General features: G+C 61.4%; 21 protein-coding genes. 9 read left to right on the top strand and 12 right to left on the bottom strand.

Translation table 11 applies throughout. From position 1 onward, the window contains the following. Positions 1-2 precede the first annotated feature (2 nt). The 7 genes from BFN10_RS03595 to BFN10_RS03565 all read right to left on the bottom strand — a co-directional run bounded on the left by BFN10_RS03595 (position 3) and on the right by BFN10_RS03565 (position 5,152). Complete coding sequence (locus BFN10_RS03595) at positions 3-629, bottom strand: response regulator transcription factor (RefSeq protein WP_071488504.1); 627 nt, start codon at positions 627-629, stop codon at positions 3-5. Between the two features lie 249 nt (positions 630-878). Then, on the bottom strand, positions 879-1,280 hold the full coding sequence (locus tag BFN10_RS03590) for a response regulator (protein ID WP_071488503.1): 402 nt from the start codon (positions 1,278-1,280) through the stop codon (positions 879-881). A gap of 173 nt (positions 1,281-1,453) precedes the next feature. Next, complete coding sequence (locus BFN10_RS03585) at positions 1,454-2,785, bottom strand: deoxyguanosinetriphosphate triphosphohydrolase (RefSeq protein WP_058427944.1); 1,332 nt, start codon at positions 2,783-2,785, stop codon at positions 1,454-1,456. A 71-nt stretch (positions 2,786-2,856) separates the two neighbouring features. After that, positions 2,857-4,020: an EAL domain-containing protein gene (locus BFN10_RS03580; protein ID WP_071488502.1), complete on the bottom strand. Its 1,164-nt coding sequence runs from the start codon at positions 4,018-4,020 to the stop codon at positions 2,857-2,859. A gap of 93 nt (positions 4,021-4,113) precedes the next feature. After that, positions 4,114-4,455 (bottom strand): hypothetical protein, encoded by a 342-nt coding sequence (locus BFN10_RS03575; protein WP_058427942.1) that lies wholly within the window; start codon positions 4,453-4,455, stop codon positions 4,114-4,116. Beyond that, a complete protein-coding gene (locus BFN10_RS03570; RefSeq protein ID WP_012723020.1) occupies positions 4,452-4,835 on the bottom strand; it encodes a phage holin family protein in 384 nt (127 codons plus the stop codon). The genes BFN10_RS03575 and BFN10_RS03570 overlap by 4 nt, the downstream gene beginning before the upstream one ends. 2 nt (positions 4,836-4,837) lie before the next feature. Beyond that, the gene (locus tag BFN10_RS03565; protein WP_012723021.1) at positions 4,838-5,152 is read right to left on the bottom strand and encodes an ElaB/YgaM/YqjD family protein; all 315 of its coding nucleotides are present in this window, start codon (positions 5,150-5,152) and stop codon (positions 4,838-4,840) included. 346 nt (positions 5,153-5,498) lie between these two features. Here BFN10_RS03565 and BFN10_RS03560 point away from each other — a divergent pair, with 346 nt between their 5' ends. Next, on the top strand, positions 5,499-6,707 hold the full coding sequence (locus BFN10_RS03560) for an ammonium transporter (protein WP_071488501.1): 1,209 nt from the start codon (positions 5,499-5,501) through the stop codon (positions 6,705-6,707). Here the strand turns inward: BFN10_RS03560 and BFN10_RS03555 are convergent. Next, positions 6,694-8,418, bottom strand: coding sequence for a cation:proton antiporter (locus tag BFN10_RS03555; protein ID WP_083351560.1), 1,725 nt, complete (start codon positions 8,416-8,418; stop codon positions 6,694-6,696). The two genes, BFN10_RS03560 and BFN10_RS03555, sit on opposite strands and share 14 nt — an antisense overlap. Positions 8,419-8,573: 155 nt before the next feature. Between BFN10_RS03555 and BFN10_RS03550 the strand changes: the two genes are divergently transcribed. The 3 genes from BFN10_RS03550 (at position 8,574) to BFN10_RS03540 (ending at position 10,181) form a co-directional block, all read left to right on the top strand. Then, a complete protein-coding gene (locus tag BFN10_RS03550; protein WP_071488500.1) occupies positions 8,574-8,810 on the top strand; it encodes a glutaredoxin family protein in 237 nt (78 codons plus the stop codon). 73 nt (positions 8,811-8,883) lie between these two features. Next, entirely contained in the window at positions 8,884-9,219 is a 336-nt protein-coding gene (locus BFN10_RS03545) for a hypothetical protein (RefSeq protein WP_010565034.1), read from the top strand. Positions 9,220-9,290: 71 nt separating this feature from the next. Then, positions 9,291-10,181, top strand: coding sequence for a pseudouridine synthase (locus BFN10_RS03540; protein ID WP_071488499.1), 891 nt, complete (start codon positions 9,291-9,293; stop codon positions 10,179-10,181). Positions 10,182-10,236: 55 nt separating this feature from the next. Here the strand turns inward: BFN10_RS03540 and BFN10_RS03535 are convergent, their stop codons facing one another. Next, entirely contained in the window at positions 10,237-10,458 is a 222-nt protein-coding gene (locus tag BFN10_RS03535; RefSeq protein WP_010211805.1) for a YgdI/YgdR family lipoprotein, read from the bottom strand. A 79-nt stretch (positions 10,459-10,537) separates the two neighbouring features. Next, complete coding sequence (gene mobA, locus BFN10_RS03530) at positions 10,538-11,140, bottom strand: molybdenum cofactor guanylyltransferase MobA (protein WP_071488498.1); 603 nt, start codon at positions 11,138-11,140, stop codon at positions 10,538-10,540. A 76-nt stretch (positions 11,141-11,216) separates the two neighbouring features. On the opposite strand from mobA, the gene moaB reads away from it, so the two are divergent. From moaB to BFN10_RS03515, 3 genes are all read left to right on the top strand, one after another. Then, positions 11,217-11,756, top strand: a complete 540-nt coding sequence (gene moaB, locus BFN10_RS03525) for a molybdenum cofactor biosynthesis protein B (RefSeq protein WP_056857153.1) — start codon at positions 11,217-11,219, stop codon at positions 11,754-11,756. Beyond that, positions 11,740-12,966 carry a molybdopterin molybdotransferase MoeA gene (locus BFN10_RS03520; RefSeq protein WP_071488497.1) on the top strand — a complete coding sequence of 409 codons (1,227 nt, stop codon included), beginning with the start codon at positions 11,740-11,742 and terminating at the stop codon, positions 12,964-12,966. The genes moaB and BFN10_RS03520 overlap by 17 nt, the downstream gene beginning before the upstream one ends. Before the next feature lie 102 nt (positions 12,967-13,068). Continuing rightward, entirely contained in the window at positions 13,069-14,325 is a 1,257-nt protein-coding gene (locus tag BFN10_RS03515; RefSeq protein ID WP_130898162.1) for a hypothetical protein, read from the top strand. A gap of 1 nt (position 14,326) precedes the next feature. Here BFN10_RS03515 and BFN10_RS03510 read toward each other — a convergent pair whose 3' ends face one another. Next, positions 14,327-14,656: an EscU/YscU/HrcU family type III secretion system export apparatus switch protein gene (locus tag BFN10_RS03510; RefSeq protein ID WP_071488495.1), complete on the bottom strand. Its 330-nt coding sequence runs from the start codon at positions 14,654-14,656 to the stop codon at positions 14,327-14,329. Next, a complete protein-coding gene (gene fliK, locus BFN10_RS03505; RefSeq protein ID WP_071488494.1) occupies positions 14,653-16,230 on the bottom strand; it encodes a flagellar hook-length control protein FliK in 1,578 nt (525 codons plus the stop codon). Before fliK ends, BFN10_RS03510 begins: the two co-directional genes overlap by 4 nt. Before the next feature lie 200 nt (positions 16,231-16,430). Between fliK and ccmA the strand changes: the two genes are divergently transcribed. Continuing rightward, on the top strand, positions 16,431-17,066 hold the full coding sequence (ccmA, locus tag BFN10_RS03500; RefSeq protein ID WP_071488493.1) for a cytochrome c biogenesis heme-transporting ATPase CcmA: 636 nt from the start codon (positions 16,431-16,433) through the stop codon (positions 17,064-17,066). Beyond that, positions 17,063-17,731 (top strand): heme exporter protein CcmB, encoded by a 669-nt coding sequence (ccmB, locus tag BFN10_RS03495; RefSeq protein ID WP_071488492.1) that lies wholly within the window; start codon positions 17,063-17,065, stop codon positions 17,729-17,731. Before ccmA ends, ccmB begins: the two co-directional genes overlap by 4 nt. The last annotated feature ends 50 nt before the right edge of the window (positions 17,732-17,781 follow it).

The following is a 17,781-nucleotide window of genomic DNA, read 5'->3' as shown; positions in this document are numbered from 1 at the left end:
TCTCACACTAGCGCGTTTCGTTTTGCCATCTCGATAAGTTCTACCAAGGATTTGGCTTGAAGTTTTTGCATCAGCCTCTTTTTGTAAGTGCTTACTGTTTTGTTGCTCAGGAACATACCTTTTGCAATTTCCTTATTGGTGCGGCCTTGTGCAAAAAGTTGCAATACCATAAGTTCGCGGTCGTTGACGTTTTTGAACAGTTCAAGCTCCTGGGACTCGACGCCGTCTGCACCATTGGCGTTCAGTGCCTGGCTGGGGAAGTAGTTGTAGCCGGACAACACCGCGCGGATGGCGCTCAGCAATTCACTCAGGTCGCCTTCCTTGCACACGTAGCCGTCGGCGCCCGAGCGCATGCAGCGGGTGGCGAACAGGGTGGGGGACTGGGCCGTCAGGATCAGGGTTTTCATCGGTGTGTTCATTGCGTTGAATCGGCAGAGCACCTCGAGCCCGTCCAGTTTGGGAATGCTGATGTCGAGGATGATGAGGTCGGGCAGGCATTCGCGGACCATTTGTATGGCGTCGCATCCGTTGTCCGTTTCTCCCACCACTTTGTAGCCCTCATGTTCCAACAACATTCGGATTGCAAGCCGTATAACCGGGTGGTCATCGATAATAAAAACTGAGTTCATGATCACATTCCGTGCAAGAGCAAATAAAGCGGGCACATTAGCTCAGAAGCGGAGGCGGGAGCATGAGCACAGAGGGGTGTAGATATAAAACAGGAAAATTCCTACATTAAAAAAGGTAAAAGCCTACCAGCTGCTCGGGCTATGTGAAGTGATGTGCCAGCGCTTGGGAGATAAATGAATTAAATGTCGCCGCTATGGAGTTAACTGGCCCGGTGCAGTGCTTTTTCTTTGAGACTGATGTTTAAAATCCTACATGTGTAACCGAAGTAATGGGCAGATCAAACGTGCCAACTCATCTTTGTTCAGCGGCTTTGACAAATAGCCGAGCAATGGCAGGCCACGGTCCACCGCTTGGGCTATCAGGGTGGCGAGTTCTGTCGTGGGCAATCCGCTCAGAAGGATGGCGGTTGTGGTAAAGCGTCGGCGACTGGCAATTTCAATCAGTTCGAGCCCCGGCAGGTCGGGCAGGCACTGGTCGCACAGGATGATGTCGAAAGGCACCTCGGCCTGCGACATCAAACAGATTGCCTGTTCGGCGCTTTCGGCGGGGGTCACCCGTGCGAAGCCGAAGCTTCTGAGCAGGCACTGGGTGGCGAGGAGTTGAAACGGATGATCCTCCACCAGCAGGATACGAAGCGGATAACTGGGCATTGGGGGGGCACACGATGAGTCAAGCGTCGAGGGAGGGCGCGTAGGAACTGTTCGCCTGGGTCGCCCGGAGCGTGCGTGATTATTCAGCAGGTGCTTGTGCGAATTCGATCAGGCCGCTCTGTTCCCTTCGTAGGTCGATTCCTCTCGGGTAACAGGCGGCTTGATCGTACTCGTCATTGGGGGCTGGAGCGCCCGGTCATTTCCCGGGCCATTTCGGTGGCATAGCTGTCGGTCATGCCGGCGATGAAGTCGATCATGCGCAGGAACGAGGCGTGCAAAGGCCATTGGGGGTTTGGCGCGTTGTTACCCAGCAGGTCGAGAATGCGCCGATTCTTGAACGACGGCGTACGCCCGCCATGCTGCTCCAGGGCTGCACCGCAAAAGGCGTTCAGCAGAATTTCCAAGGTGGTGTAGGCGCCGATTTCATGCAATGTCTTGCGCTTGTCCTGGAAGATCTTCTTGCGCGCCATGTCCTTGGCGTCCAGCACGCAACGCTTGGCCGGGCCGTGCATGTGCTCCACCAGGTCGCCGGGCAGGGTACCGGCGAGCAAGGCATCCTGTTGTTCGACAAAGGCCCGCGCGGCCGCGTTGGTCAGGTGTTCGATAGCCTTGCCCCGCAGGATCGCCAACTTGCGCCGCCGGGAGTCCTGCGCGCCGAGTTGGCGATAGGTCTGCGGCAGGTCATCGCCTACCAGGTCTAGCAGCAGCGACTCGACCTCGGTGTACTCCAGCAACTCCATTTCCAGGCCGTCTTCCAGGTCGATCAAGGCGTAGCAGATGTCATCTGCGGCCTCCATCAGATACACCAGCGGATGCCGGGCCCAGCGCTGTTCTTCGAGTTGCGGCAGGCCGAGCTTGTGGGCGATCTGCTCGAGGATCGGCAATTCGCTCTGGTAACAGCCGAACTTGTGTTTTTTATAGCCCAGGGAGTCGGCGTGGCGGGCGGTCCAAGGGTATTTCAGGTAAGTGCCCAGGGTGGCGTAGGTCAACCGCGTGCCGCCGTCGAACTGGTGATATTCAAGCTGGGTGAGCACGCGGAAACCTTGGGCGTTGCCTTCGAAATTGAGGAAGTCATTACGCTCGGCGCTGCTCATGTCATCCAGCCAGCCGCGGCCTGCGGCCTGCTGGAACCAATGGCGGATGGCGTCTTCGCCGGAGTGCCCGAACGGCGGGTTGCCGATGTCATGGGCCAGGCAGGCCGATTGCACCACCATGCCAAGGTCGCTCGGGTCGCACCAGTCGGGCAGGGCGCTGCGCAACGTTTCGCCGACGCGCATGCCCAGGGAGCGGCCTACGCAGCTCACTTCCAGGGAATGGGTCAGGCGGGTGTGAATGTGGTCGTTGCTCGAGACCGGGTGCACTTGGGTCTTGCGGCCCAGGCGGCGAAATGCGCCAGAGAAGATAATACGGTCATGGTCTTTGTGGAACGGGCTACGGCCCAGTTCTTCCGGGCTGTGCAGCGGTTTGCCTAGACGTTCGCGAGTCAGCAGGGTGGGCCAATCCAAGGCGGGTACTCTCCGTGCGGTGAATGACCCTCCCAGCTTCCCGGTTCAGCGCGGGCTGGGCAAGCGAAAATCTACAGCCCGGCCGCGTCGATATCGATTAACAGCAAACGCTGACCGTTATCAAAGAACTGTCCGGCGGTGAGGCAATACTGGTTGGTGGTCGCGTCGCGGTAGGTCGAGGAGAGGGTCAGACGACGCTCGTCCCACCCTTCGGCCAACAGGTGATAGAAATACGGGCGCCACGACCAGTTATGGCCCAGATAAAGGCTGTCGGCCTGCCAGGCGTCCTGGCGCCATTCGAAATTGGGCGTCAGCTGAGTGCCGTGTCGGTCGCATTGGTAGAAGCGCAGCAGCCAGGGGAACGCCGGCAGTTGGGGCAATTGGCTCAGCGGCGCCTGTGCCTGGGCCCAGGTTTGCAGGATTTTCATCAGCTCGGCCAATTGCTGGCGCAATTGCATGATGCGCCCGCGTTCCGCCAGTTTTTGCTGAACGTAGGCGGTGCGCAACTCTGCAAAACGCGGCACGAAGGCGTCGGCGGCAAACCAGTCCAACTGTGCCTGGGCAAACAGATAGCCCTGCACATAACGCGAGCCGCACTCCAGGGCGAAGCTCAACTGTGCTTCGGTTTCCACGCCTTCGGCAATGATCCAGCAGCCGGTTTTCTCGGCCATCTGTGCCAGCGCCCGCACCACTTCGCTGCTCGGCCCGCCGCGGGCCGCTTCCTGAAACAGGCGCATGTCCAGCTTGAGAATGTCTGGTTGCAATGCCAGCACCCGGTCGAGCTGGGAATAGCCGGCGCCGAAGTCATCGATAGCGATACGCGCACCGGCCTCGCGGTAACGCGCGACCACGTCAGCCAGGCGCTGGATGTCGCCACCCAGTTCGGTGATCTCGAACACGATCCGTCGCGGGTCGACACCATGGCTGTGAATCTGTTTCAGGCTCGGCAGGGCTTGGCCCGGACGCAGGCGGTTGATCCAGCGCGGCGAGATGTTCAGGCTCAGGAACCAGTCGGCGGGTGCTTCATGCAAGCGGCTCAGGGCATTGTCGCGAATCTGCCGGTCGAGACGGCGCAAGGTCACGCCTGGGGTGCGCGGGTCGGCGAACAGCGGCCCCACCGATTGCAGGCGCCCGTCGGCCTGGCGCAGGCGGCCGAGGGCCTCGACACCGGCGATGCGGCCGGTGGCGGTATCGATAAACGGCTGGAAGCAGGCGAGCGGTTGCCCGTCGATCACGGGGCCTCCTTAAGCGAGGTGGCTGAAAAAAGGCCCGGCCCTCGAAAACGAGGGCCGGGCCGATTCTGTTAGCAAGAATGCAGCCAGCCAGGCTCAACTTTTGCGCGAAGTGCCCTGCATGGCCAATTTGATCAGCGGGATCAACCCGGCACCGAGACGCACCAGGCGTGTCAGGCTGCTGATACCGCCGCCCTTGGCGCCTTTGCCGGTGAAAAAGCCCATCAGCGTCACCGCAGCAACGCCCCACAGCGGCGCGTGCTTGATGCCCAGGCTGTCCTGCCAGTGACTGCCCAGGTTGCGCACCTTGTTCAACGGCAGCATCAGTTGCTGGGACTCGTGGCGGATTTCCTGACGGTGCATTTCCATGCGCAGCCGGATCAGCGCTTTGCGCATTTCCCGCCGTGACGTGTTTTTTGGCATTTCAGTCAGGCTCATGGCAGCAGACGCTCCCGGTCATTGGCCAGCTCTTCGAGGGTGGCGTGGAATGGCGTGGATTCATCGAACACCGCCGCTTTCAAGCGCACCCCGCAAAAGGCTGCGGCAAGACTGTAGAACACGCAGAGGCAGATGATTCCGGTCAGGCGGTAGCCGGTGTCCCAGACCAGGATCATCACCAGTGTCGACAACCCCACCAGCAACAGCAGTGCAAACACCAGCGCCAGGCCGGCAAACAGCAGAAGGCTGACGGTGCGGGCTTTCTGTTCCTGCAATTCGATGCCGAACAACTCGACGTGGCTGTGCAGCAAGCCCAGCACGGCTGCGCCCAGGCGCCTTGAAGTCGTCCCCGTGGACGAGCCGGTTTCGCCGATAGACATGATTAGCGCCTTGTGGCCAGCAGGCCGATCAGAAAGCCCACGCCGGCGGCAATGCCCACCGACTGCCAAGGGTTGGCTTGCACGTAATCTTCAGTCGCGGTGACCGCCGCCTGGCCGCGTTCGCGCAGCGAGTCTTCAGTCTGCTTGAGGGTTTCGCGGGCCTGGAGCAGGGTATCGTGGATCTTGGCCCGTAGCTCATCAGCCTGGTCACCGGCGAGCACCTTGGTGTCGTCCAGCAACCTTTCGGTATCAGTCACCAGGGTTTGAAAATCCGCCATCAATATTTCTTGAGCAGTCTTTGCAGTTCTTCTGGCCATGGTTATCTCCGTGATGGGCTGTTTTGTACTTAGTGGTTTCGAGTCACCGGCGTCGGTGAAGGTTCAGTGCAATTGTGTGGTACAGCTTTTGCTTTGCCTTGGTGCGCAGGCCCCGGGGCCTGCGCTGAATCCGGGCGGTCGGGCAGGAAGCCTTGAAAAACCTTACCCTAAATAACTGAAACTCGCGGAAAAACCCTGTCGGCAACGGCCTGTTGTGTTGATCGCTGCGCTAAATCGGTTCATGCCCTCTGCAGAGGGGCGGGACCGGCGGTGCCAATTTAGTGCGCGCAACCCGGGCTTGAACCGCTTTGGTGCTTTTTGCCTTACTGCAGGCCTGCCAACTTCCATGGAAAATGTGCAAAGTGCAGTGGACACGCTTGTCCACAGCTCCAACACCCTGTTTATCCTGATCGGTGCGGTCATGGTCCTGGCCATGCACGCTGGCTTCGCGTTCCTCGAAGTCGGCACGGTGCGCCAGAAGAACCAGGTCAACGCCCTGTCGAAGATCCTCAGCGACTTCGCCATCTCCACCCTGGCCTATTTCTTTATAGGCTATTGGATCTCCTACGGGGTGAGCTTCATGCAACCGGCGGCGGTGATCAGCGCCGACCATGGCTACGGCCTGGTGAAGTTCTTCTTCTTGCTGACCTTCGCGGCAGCAATCCCGGCGATCATTTCCGGGGGGATTGCCGAGCGTGCACGGTTTGCGCCGCAACTCTGCGCAACCGCGTTGATCGTGGCGTTTATCTACCCGTTTTTCGAAGGCGTGGTGTGGAACGGCAATTTCGGTCTGCAGGCCTGGCTGCTCGCGACCTTCGGCGCCAGCTTCCATGATTTCGCCGGCTCGGTGGTGGTCCACGCCATGGGCGGCTGGCTGGCGCTGGCGGCGGTGTTGCTGCTTGGCCCGCGCAACGGGCGCTACCGCGAAGGGCGCCTGGTGGCGTTCGCGCCGTCGAGCATTCCGTTCCTGGCATTGGGGTCGTGGATCCTGATTGTCGGCTGGTTTGGCTTCAACGTGATGAGTGCGCAAACGTTGAATGGCGTCAGTGGCCTGGTGGCGGTCAACTCGCTGATGGCCATGGTTGGCGGCACCGTCGCGGCTTTGATCATCGGCCGCAACGATCCGGGTTTCCTGCATAACGGTCCGCTGGCCGGGCTGGTGGCCATCTGTGCGGGTTCCGACCTGATGCATCCGGTGGGCGCACTGGTCACCGGCGCAGTCGCTGGTGGTTTGTTCGTGTGGTTCTTTATCGCCGCCCAGGATCGCTGGAAGATCGACGACGTGTTGGGCGTGTGGCCGCTGCATGGCCTGTGCGGCGTGTGGGGTGGCATTGCCTGCGGCATCTTCGGCCAGACGGCATTGGGTGGCCTGGGCGGTGTCAGCCTGGTCAGCCAGTTGATCGGCACTGCCCTTGGTGTGCTGGTCGCGCTGGTCGGTGGCCTGCTGGTGTACGGCGTGATCAAGCGCGTGCACGGACTGCGCCTGAGCCAGGAAGAGGAGTATTACGGCGCGGACCTGTCGATCCACAAGATCGGCGCGGTCAGTCAGGATTGATCGGCTCGTCTGCCTGGCGATAAAAACCGTGCAGCAGGCGGTAGCGGTTGTGTCGCACATCGTCAACCCGCGCCTGCACCTGTTGGTCCGGCAGGCCCAGCAGGATCAGGGCGTGGGAGGCGAGCATCAGGCTTGACTCCAGCAGTTCGGGCACCACTTCGCTGGCGCCTGCGGCCTTCAGTTCAGCCAGTTGGCTGTCATCGCGGGTGCGCACCAGGATCGGCACTTCGGTGTTGATCCGGCGTGCTTCTTTCAACACCACCAGCGCGACGTCGGTGTTGTCCACCGCAATCACCACCAACCGCGCGCGTTCCAGGCCGACCGCACTGAGCAAGGCGCCACGCCGGCAATCACCGTAGTGCACGCTGCTGTCTTCGGTGGCGGCTTCCTGTACCCGTTCCGGGTCGTCATCCAGAGCGATGAATGCCTGTTGTTCCTGGCGTAGAAAGCGCCCGATGGATTGGCCGACGCGACCATAGCCGCAGATCACCGCGTGACCGTGCAGCTCGGCGTTGAGCGCGGTGATGGCTTCCAGTTGTACTTGCTGGTTGGGCTTGCGGTGCAGGCGCAGGGCAATGCCCGGCGCGGCACGCAGCAGCAGCGGCGTCAGTAGCATCGAGCAGAAGGTGGCGGCGAGCAGCAAGCCGTTGAATTCATCCGGGATCAACCGGCTCTGTTGCATCTGTGCCATCAACGCAAAGCAGAACTCGCCGCCTTGGGCCAGCGCCAGGCCGCTGCGCCAGGCGGTTTCGCTGTCGCTGCCGCGCAGCTTGACCAGCGCGGCGACCACACAGCCTTTGACCAGCATCAAGGTGAGGGTCAGGGCGAGGATCAACAGGCTGTGGCTGACGAACAGTTGCAGGTCGATCAGCATGCCGATGCTGACGAAAAACAGCCCCAGCAGGATATCGCGAAACGGACGGATATCTGCCTCGATCTGATGGCGGTAGTGGCTTTCTCCCAGCAGCATGCCGGCCAGGAACGCGCCGAGGGCAGGGGAGAGCCCCAGCAGGTGGGTGAGCCAGGCGGTCAGCAACACAATCACCAGCGCTAGCAGTACAAACAACTCGGCCGAATGGGAGGCGGCGACTTCATGAAACAAGCGCGGCAACAACCAGCGACTGGCGAGCAGCAAGCCGACAAACAACACCACGGTCTTGCCCAGGGTCAGTGGCAGCGCCCAGTACCAGGCTTGTTCACCGGTGCCAGCAAACACCGGCACCAGGGTCAGTAACAGCACCGCTACCACATCCTGGAACAGCAACACGCCAATCGCGTTCTGGCCATGGCTGCTGAAGATTTCACCGAGGCTGGTCAACTCCTTGCTGACGATGGCCGTGGATGACAGCGCCAGCCCTGCGCCCAGTAACAACGCGACGCCTGGCGCCACACCCAGGATCATCAACAAGATGCCCAGCAGCGCCCCGCAGCCCAATACCTGCAAACTGCCCAGGCCAAACACCACGCGGCGCAGGGCGAGCATCTTGGTCAGGGAGAACTCCAGGCCCAGGGAGAACAGCAGGAACACCACGCCCAGTTCGGCGAGGTCGGGCAGCTCTTCGCTGTCATTCACCCAGTCCAGCGCGGTGGGTCCTACGGCCAGGCCGACGCAGAGGTAGCCCAGCACCGGCGGCAATTGTAGCCGGCGAAACAGCGCAATCACCACCAGGGATGAGGCCAGAATGATCAGCAGGTTGGCAAACACACGCATCTCCGTTGCAAGGGGGCAGGCAAAAAGCCGCGAGAATCGCTGAAACAGTTATAGGCCATGGTGACCTGGGTCAGGGTTTTTGGGGGCTGGTTTCTCGCCACAGATTTTCGTCAGGCTTAGAATGTTGGCCTACTTTCTGATCAGGTCCATTCGTCATGCTTCCTGAATGCCAGCTATTCGGCACCCTGGGTTGCCATCTGTGTGAAATCGCCGAAGCCGAAATCATGCCGCTCGTCGAACACGGGTTGTTGGTGGAACTGGTGGATATCGCCGACCCCGACGACCTGACCGAAGCCTACGGCCTGCGGATTCCGGTACTTCGCAGGGTGGACACCGGGGCGGAACTGGATTGGCCATTTGACTCACAACAGGTCGTGACCTTCCTTCGTTGAGTTTATGCGATGGCAGGTTTCCAAATATTACGTTACTGTATGTTTGTACAGCGATTGAATAGAGGGAACGCCCGTGGTGAATGTCGAACAACTGAAAAGCAGCGTCAATCGCATGTCCGCCGATGTCGTGCGCGACGCGGTGAACGAGCTGCGCCTCGATGGCCTGGTCACGGAAGGCAAGACGCCGTTCAACAAAGTGCATTTCAATACCTGCTTTGCCGAGATCGAGGCGCTGTTCCAGCGCGCCGGTTACCACAAGCAGCTGGATGTGGTGGGTTACCAGGGCTTGTTATACGCGTTGTATGATCCGGGTCGCTGGGAAGCCGTGGACGTGCTGCGCTGGCTAAAGGAATTCACCGAGGCCGCCAGTGCCTCGCCGATTCTGCGGGCGGAGTTGGCCAAGGCTTGAGATCCGCCCTAGGCTCAGTCCCGCTCCATGCGGGATAATGCCCGCCGGTTTTCCCAGGCTTCGAGCATTTCATGTCCACTTCCGTTTTTATCCCATCCGAGCACCAAGCCAGTACCCTGTATTTGCCGCCCGGGCCTTGGGCGACAGTGCTCGAGTGCCTGTGCGAGCACTTCCCGGCGATCGGCCGTGAACACTGGATCGACCGCATTGCCCGGGGCCGAGTGCTGGACATCAACGGCAGCCCCATCAGCCTGGCCCTGGCCTACAAGGAAGGCCTGTGCATCTATTACTTTCGCGAAGTGCCCAACGAGAAAGTCATCCCGGTGCAGGAAACCATCCTGTACGCCGACGAACACCTGGTGGTCGCCGACAAACCGCACTTCCTGCCCGTGACCCCCGCCGGTGAATACGTCGAGCAAACGCTGCTGCGGCGCTTGATTCGCCAGTTGGATAACCCATCGCTGGTGCCCCTGCACCGCATCGACCGGCATACGGCGGGGCTGGTGCTGTTCTCGGCCAACCCGGCCAGCCGCTCGGCGTATCAGCAACTGTTTCCCACACGCCAGATCGACAAGTTCTACGAAGCCATCGCTCCGGCCCTGCCGAACCTGACGTTCCCCCTGGTGCATAAAAGCCGCCTGGTCGATGGCGAGCCGTTCTTTCGCATGCAGGAAGGGCCTGGCGCGATTAACACCGAAACGGCGGTGGAAGTGCGCGAAAAAAACGGCGATCTATGGCGCTATGGCCTGTTTCCCGTAACCGGCAAGAAGCACCAGCTACGCGTACACATGACCGCACTCGGCGCGAGTATCTGCAACGATCCGTTCTACCCGAACGTGATCAAGGACGCCGTAGACGACTACGCCAACCCGCTTAAACTGCTGGCCCAGGGTGTGCGGTTTAGCGACCCGGTCACAGGTGTCGAGCGCAATTTCCGCAGCCAGATCACCCTCGACTGGTAACCGCCAGAAACGACAAGGCCCGCGCGAGGCGGGCCTTGATGGCAAACGCTAAGGCTTACAAGTCTTTGACGGTGCGAACCTGATCTTTGTTGATGCGGGTACGCTTGCCGTCAAGTTGTTCGAATTCGTAGAAACCCGAATCTTCGTTGTATTTAGGGGTGTCGACGGCCTGGATTTCGCGGCCGTCATTCAGGGTGATCACTGTCGGCGAGGCACAACCGGCGAGGGTGGCGAGGCCCAGTGCAAGCATGAGAGCGGCGATGGTCCGTTGAGTCATGAGTTTGTCTCCGAGATAATTCTTTTGAATAGCTGACCTTGTGACGCTCACGGCGTCGACAAAGTTCCGGGTGCGAGGTTCATTCTGACACGCCCGGGCGCGTCTGTAACAGCTCCGGCGTATTAAGGTTGGCCAGGCGCGGGTCATCCGCCGGGCACTCCAGGCCCACGCCGCCCAGTTGCAGGAAGAGCTTGCGCGGGCTGCGCTCACCGGCTTGCCAGGCGCTCTCCACCGCGTCCAGCAGGGCGGTGGGGAGGATGCAGATCAGCGGCTCCCAGAACTCACCATGGCGTACCATCACCGGCAGCCGCGGGTTGCGCCGTGCAGTGTCACACAGGCCGGCGAGCAACCCTGCGTCGACGTGCGGCACATCGCACGGCAGTATTAACAGGTGTGTGTGGCGCGCGGCGGCGAGTCCCGCGCGGATACCGGCAAGCGGGCCGGGAAAGTCCGGGCTGTCGTCGTTCACCAGTTGGTCGGCGTACGCGGCGTAGTGCTCCAGGTTGCGGTTGCACGAGATGATCAGGTCATCCGTCAGCGGCCGCACCAGGCGCTGCAGATGGGCGATCAAGGGTTGGCCATGCCATTCCAGCAAGCCTTTGTCCTGGCCGCCCATGCGCTGGCCACGCCCACCGGACAGCAGCAAGACCGAACAGGGCAGTGATGATGAATCGATAGGCATGGCGGTTCCGCAGCGGCAGTAAAAGGGGGGGCTGTGATATAACATCGGGCTGTTCCTTCGACAACCGGACCGTGCCATGAAAGCCAAGGCAGATGCGCCCTTCGTACCCCTGAATATCGCTGTATTGACCGTCAGCGACACCCGCACCCTCGACACCGATACCTCCGGCCAAGTCTTTGTCGACCGCCTCACCGCTGCCGGGCATAACCTGGCCGAACGCGTGCTGCTCAAGGACGACCTCTACAAGATCCGCGCCCAGGTTGCCCACTGGATCGCCGAAGACGTGGTGCAAGTCGTGCTGATCACCGGCGGCACCGGCTTTACCGGCCGTGACAGCACCCCCGAAGCCGTGAGCTGCCTGCTGGACAAGCAGGTCGATGGTTTTGGCGAACTGTTCCGCCAGATCTCCGTGGCGGACATCGGCACCTCTACGGTGCAGTCCCGCGCCCTGGCGGGGCTGGCCAATGGCACCCTGGTGTGCTGCCTGCCAGGTTCCACCAATGCGGTGCGCACCGGCTGGGACGGTATCCTCGCCGAGCAATTGGACAACCGTCACCGTCCGTGCAACTTCGTCCCGCACCTGAAACAGGCCGAGCCTTGTGAATCCCGTGGGTAAGCCGGGCAAGACCGGCGCCCTGATGCCGGTGGAAGACGCCTTGGCGCAACTGCTGGCCATGGCCGAAGCCGCACCGATCCGCGAGCAGGAAACCTTGCCCCTTGCGCACTGCGACGGGCGTGTATTGGCCCTGGACCTGGTCTCCACTCTCGACCTGCCACCCTGGCCGAACAGCGCCATGGACGGCTATGCCGTGCGTCTGTCGGACTGGACTGGCGAGCCCCTGGTGGTCAGTCAGCGCATCTTCGCAGGCCAGGCGCCGCAACCCTTGGCTGCGGGCACCTGCGCGCGCATCTTTACCGGCGCCCCGGTACCCGAAGGCGCCGACTGCGTGGAGATGCAGGAAAACGCCGTGGTCCATGCCGACGAGCGCGTGAGCTTCACCGAACCCCTGCACCTCGACCAGAACATCCGTCCACAAGGCCAGGAAACCACTGCAGGCGAGCTGGTTTTGTCGGCAGGTACGCGCCTGGGTCCGATTGAACTCGGACTTGCCGCCTCCCTGGGTCGTGACCGCCTGGACCTGGTGTGCCGCCCGCGTGTGGCGGTGCTGTCCACCGGTGATGAGCTGATCGAGCCGGGCTTGCCACTGGGGCCGGGCCAGATCTACAACAGCAATCGGCGGGTGCTGTGCTCGTGGTTGACTCGTATTGGCTGTGAAGTGATCGACGCCGGCATCCTGCCCGACGACCTTGAGCAAACCCGTACGCGCCTGGGCGACCTGGGCAGTGTCGACCTGATCCTGTCGACCGGCGGCGTGTCGGTGGGCGAGGCGGATTTCCTCGGCATTGCCCTGCGCGAAGAGGGCGAACTGGCCCTGTGGAAACTGGCGATCAAGCCGGGCAAGCCGCTGACGTTCGGGCATTTTCGTGGCGTGCCGGTGATCGGCCTGCCAGGCAATCCGGCGTCGACGCTGGTGACCTTTGCGCTGTTGGCCCGGCCTTATCTGCTGCGCCGCCAAGGTGTGCAGGATGTCGAACCGTTGCGTTTCGAAGTGCCGGTGGGCTTCACCTGGCCTAAACCTGGCAACCGCCGCGAGTACCTGCGTGGTCGCATCGAACAGGGCAAGGCGATCATCTACCGCAACCAGAGCTCCGGTGTACTGCGCAGCGCGGCGTGGGCGGAGGGGTTTGTCGAGGTGTTGGAAGGCACGACGCTGGCTATCGGCGATCGGGCCAACTTCATTCCGTTGAGTGAGGTATTTGGCTGACACACAATTCACCGGTGGCGGGGGCACACTCAAGATAAGTCCTATGAGCCATCCAGAACGGGCAGGTTAATTTTCTGAGTCTTGGTTACTGGAGGCCTGACGATGACTATTCAACCTGCTACTTCCGTTCCTGGCGTGGCGGCACCTGCTCGCGCCGAACCCGGCTTGCCCGCTGCAGCGTCAATCAATTCAAGCACTGCACGTGGGGTTTTGAATCAACTGATCGGCAGGCCGCTTTCCGAAAATACTTATCGGGAGCGGCTTGCCTGCATGATCGCCGATCCGAGTATTACCTCCTGGCAGGCGCTGACGCGTGATCCTGGGCAGTTGCAACGATTGCAGGACAATGAACGGCTGCGGTGGGCCGACCCGGCTGCGGCTGACGAAACCTTGCCGACACTGGCACAGGCTCTGGGCAAGAAAAATGTCTGGCTGCCTGAGGTGGACAGCCTCAATGCCAACATCCTTAAGAACCTGACCGCACAGGTGGCAGAAAAATACCTGACGCAATTCCAGTCCATTCTTCAAGACCCGGCACCTGCCTTGTCGCAGGATGTCTCGATAGTTCGGGGTGCGCCATCAGCGGGTAAAACCACCTTTCTCACCGGCCAGTTCGCGCTCAACACCGATATTGTCAAGAACATGATCCAAAACCGTATGCCCGGCACGAGCATGTTGCAGGTGCATGACCAGGGCGCGGCGTTGGTTCAGCAGTTCATTAGCTCCATGGAAAAGCGCCTGGGGCAGCCACTGACGCGGGATGCGTTGTACCTGTGGCCAAACGATTTCAACCAGAAAATAGCCGATATCGCACGCTTGAGCCAGGAATCCAAGTTGCATTTCCACGATATCCAGGTGGACCTCGCGACTTTGTGCTGTCGGATTCTCAAGCGCGGCACCGATGAGGCGGTGATGGACTTCAATGTCCTGAGCCAGTTTTTCAGTGCGGGTCTGGAGCATCGTGGCCCGAGTATCGAGTCGGTCAAGAACAGTCAGGACAGGCTTAAGGAGTATTCACTGTCGGCCTGGAACGGTCAGCAGAATGTGCTCGTTGCTCAACGCGCACCCGGTGCCAAGGATTTTGTGATCAAGGATCAAGCCCTGTTCGATAAGGTCACTGCCCGGGATAGCCGTTCCATACAGGCAGAGGTAGAGAGTGTTCGCAACACCGTGATTGACGCGCCGTTCATCGAGGCCTTCACCGCGCCACTTCCGCCTGCGCAGGCGAGTGCGTTTGGTGCGGCATTGCGGCGGTATGAGGGGCTGACGTTTGAGCAGGCGTTGAAACAACACGCTCAGCGCAAGCCGGTTGCCACCTCGGTAGCGGCCCGCATGTTGGCCGGTGTGGTGCCGGGCTGATTCAGTAGTCATCCCCGCGTTCGGTCACGTCGCGCTCTACCGGTGCGGTGTGCGGGTCATACCCCATCGGGAACTTGCCCTTCAACGTCCAGGCAAACGCAATGATCTCGGCAATCGTGCGGTACAGCTCCTCGGGAATACTGTCGCCCAGCTCCATCCGTGCCAGCAGCTTGACCAGTTCGGCGTTTTCGTAGATCGGTACTTCATTTTCCCGCGCCAGCTTCAGGATGGCTTCGGCCAGGGCGTCATCGCCCTTGGCCGTCAGCGTAGGTGCCTGCTGGCCGTCGTATTTGAGGGCAATCGCCTGGCGCGGCGGTGTTGGGTTCTTCATGCGGTTTCATCCACCCAGCGTTGTTCCAGTCCGGTTTTCGGCCCGCGCGGTGGGGTGCCGAGGTGGCAGTCGAGGTCGCCGACGTTGATGCCCGAGGTCACCAGGCGTTCGCGCAGGGTACCCAGGTGGCTTTCGATCAGGCTGGCGGTGAAGGGGCGGGAGGCCCACAGCTGGCTGGAGAGTTTGCCCTGGCTCAATTGTGCCTGGACCTGCAATGGCCCGAGCGGCTCCATGTCGAAAGCCAGTTCGACGCGCCAGAGCATCTGCTTGGCGTCCTTCTTCTCCTTGCGTTCGGGCTGGTCCTTGTCCGGTGCCGGTTCTTCGCGCTGGAACTTGACCTGCAACGGCACGATGTCCTGCAACGTGCGCATGGGGATTTCCAGTTGCCAGGTGGTTTGCAAGCGGCCGTCGGCAGTCGTGCCGGTCTGTTCCAGGCTCGACAGCTGATGGCTTTGCAGGCGTGAGATGGCTCCGGCGGCCAGGCGCAGCAGGTTTTCCAGGTCGCCTTCGCCTTCCAGTTTCGCCATCAACCGTTCGGGCAGCGGGAAGCTGGCAGGTATCTGGCGGGCGCTGACTTGGCCGAGGGTATTCAAAGGGCTGCGCACGAAGTTGGGCAGTGCCTGGGCCAGGGTGTTGGCGGCGAGGATCGCTGTCATGTTGGTGCTGGCGGGCAGGGCGGGCAACAGGTCCGCGACCAGGCGCAGCAACGCTCCCTTCATGTCCAACGGCGGAATTTGCGGGTTCTGCCCGGCGAGCAGCTTGGCTTCAAGGAAGGCGCCGCTGTTCTGGATGACTTGCGCCAGTACCTTGGGGTTACTGACCTGCGCCAGGTCCGGCAGTGCGGCCAGCAGGCGGTCGGCGGCGGCGCGCAGGTCGGCGGAAGTACTGTCGCCGCGTGGCAGGTTTTGCAGGGCGGTGAGGACTGCATCCAGCGAGCCCTGGCGACTCTGTTGGGTCGACAGTTGCTGGCTGACGGCCAGTTGATCCTTGAGCCCGCTCAGCGGCACAAAGCTCAGGGCCTGCGCGTTCTGCACCACGGCGCTGAGCAGGCTGCCGACGCGCAGGGGCTGAGGGCTTTCCACGGTCAGGGTCGCGCCCGCCAGGGCGTTGTTGAGCACAGTGACCAGCGAGCGGTAGATCGCCGGCTGCGCCGTGCCCTGGGGCAGCATCTGGGTGGTCAGCACCTTGGCCTGCAACAGCGTGCCTACCGGCATCTGGTTTGTGTCAATGCGGGTGAGGGCGGCGACATTGGCGCTCAAGGCCTGCTGCAGGCTGAGGGTCAGGTTGCCCGCAGTCGTCTGGCTCACTGCCACATTGCTGCCCAGCGGCAGTGGTTGGGGACTGCTGGCCTGTACCAGGGTCTGGCGGCCGCCTTCCAGGGTCAATTTGAGCAGCAACTGGAAGACTTCCCCGCCTTGTTTCAGGGCGATGACTTCAGCGTTCGCGGTTTTGCCAGGGTCGATCAGGCCGATCTGCGGCTCCAGCAGTTTCAGCAACTCGCCGGCCGCGGGTGCGGGGCCAGGCCCGGCTGTCGGGGCGGGTGCAAGCGTAGGAAGGTTGATCTCACCGGTCATCGCGCGCGTCGTCTCTGGGGAAATTGCCCTCTTTAGAGTAGGGCATCACATGTATAATGCCGCCCGTCTGCAACGAGAGCGGTAAAAACCTCACAACTATTTGATCCAGCTCTCTAAAATCGGTCGCCAAAGCCGTTATTGTGCATTTCTCTTTAACGGCCGCTGCACCGCCGACTTGAACCGTAAAGGCCCGCGATCTTTTGACCAGCCCTCTTCTTGAAGCCGTAGCGCTTGCCTGTGAACGCGACCTGCGCCTGCTGTTCGAGCACCTCGAACTGCGGCTCAAGGGCGGCGACATGGTGCAGATCAGCGGCCCCAACGGCAGCGGCAAGACCAGTTTGCTGCGCCTGCTGGCCGGGCTGATGCAGCCGACCGCCGGTGAGGTTCGACTCAACGGCAAGCCCCTCAGCGAACAACGCAGCGAACTTGCCCGCAACCTGGTGTGGATCGGCCACGCCGCCGGCATCAAGGACGTACTGACCGCCGAGGAAAACCTCAGTTGGCTCAGCGCCCTGCATCATCCCGCTTCCCGCGATGCCATCTGGCAGGCCCTGGCCGCTGTCGGCCTGAAGGGTTTCGAGGACATTCCCTGTCACACCTTGTCCGCCGGCCAGCAGCGCCGCGTGGCCCTGGCGCGTTTGTATCTGCCCGGCCCGCCGCTGTGGATTCTCGACGAACCCTTCACCGCCCTCGATAAACAGGGCGTCGCCCAGTTGGAAGAGCACCTGGCCCGGCATTGCGAGCAGGGCGGTCTGGTCGTTCTCACCACTCATCACACGCTCAATCGCGTGCCCGCCGGTTATCGTGACTTGGACCTGGGGCGGTGGTCGCTATGAGCGTATTCGGCCTGTTGGTTGCCCGCGAAGCACGCTTGCTCTGCCGTCGCCCGGCCGAACTGGCCAACCCGCTGGTGTTCTTTGCGATTGTCATCGCGCTGTTCCCGCTGGCGGTTGGCCCCGAGACTAAACTGTTGCAAACCTTGTCCCCAGGACTGGTGTGGGTGGCCGCGCTTTTATCGGTCCTGCTCTCGCTGGACGGGCTGTTTCGCAGTGATTTCGAAGACGGTTCCCTGGAACAGTGGGTCCTTTCGTCGCACCCCCTGCCACTTCTGGTTCTGGCCAAGGTACTGGCACACTGGGCTTTTTCCGGCCTCGCGCTAGTCTTGCTCTCGCCGCTGCTGGCGATGATGCTCGGGTTGCCCACCGAATGCCTGCCGATCCTGCTGCTGAGCCTGTTGCTCGGTACGCCGGTGCTCAGCCTGTTGGGCGCGGTAGGCGCGGCATTGACCGTGGGTTTGAAGCGGGGCGGCCTGCTGCTGGCCCTGTTGATTCTGCCTTTGTACATCCCGGTATTGATCCTGGGCAGCGGTGCCTTGCAAGCCGCGCTCATGGGCATCCCAGCGACCGGTTACCTGTTGTGGCTGGGTAGCCTGACCGCCCTGGCGGTCACCCTGACACCCTTTGCTATAGCGGCCGGCCTGAAGATCAGCGTCGGCGAATAATGAGGTCTGGTTAAGCGTTGTCTTAACCAGTAAAGACCCTAAGCTTTTCG

This window comes from Pseudomonas extremorientalis (assembly GCF_001870465.1).
Taxonomy (GTDB): Bacteria; Pseudomonadota; Gammaproteobacteria; order Pseudomonadales; family Pseudomonadaceae; genus Aquipseudomonas; species Aquipseudomonas extremorientalis.
This window is presented reverse-complemented; position numbering and strand designations above follow the sequence as displayed.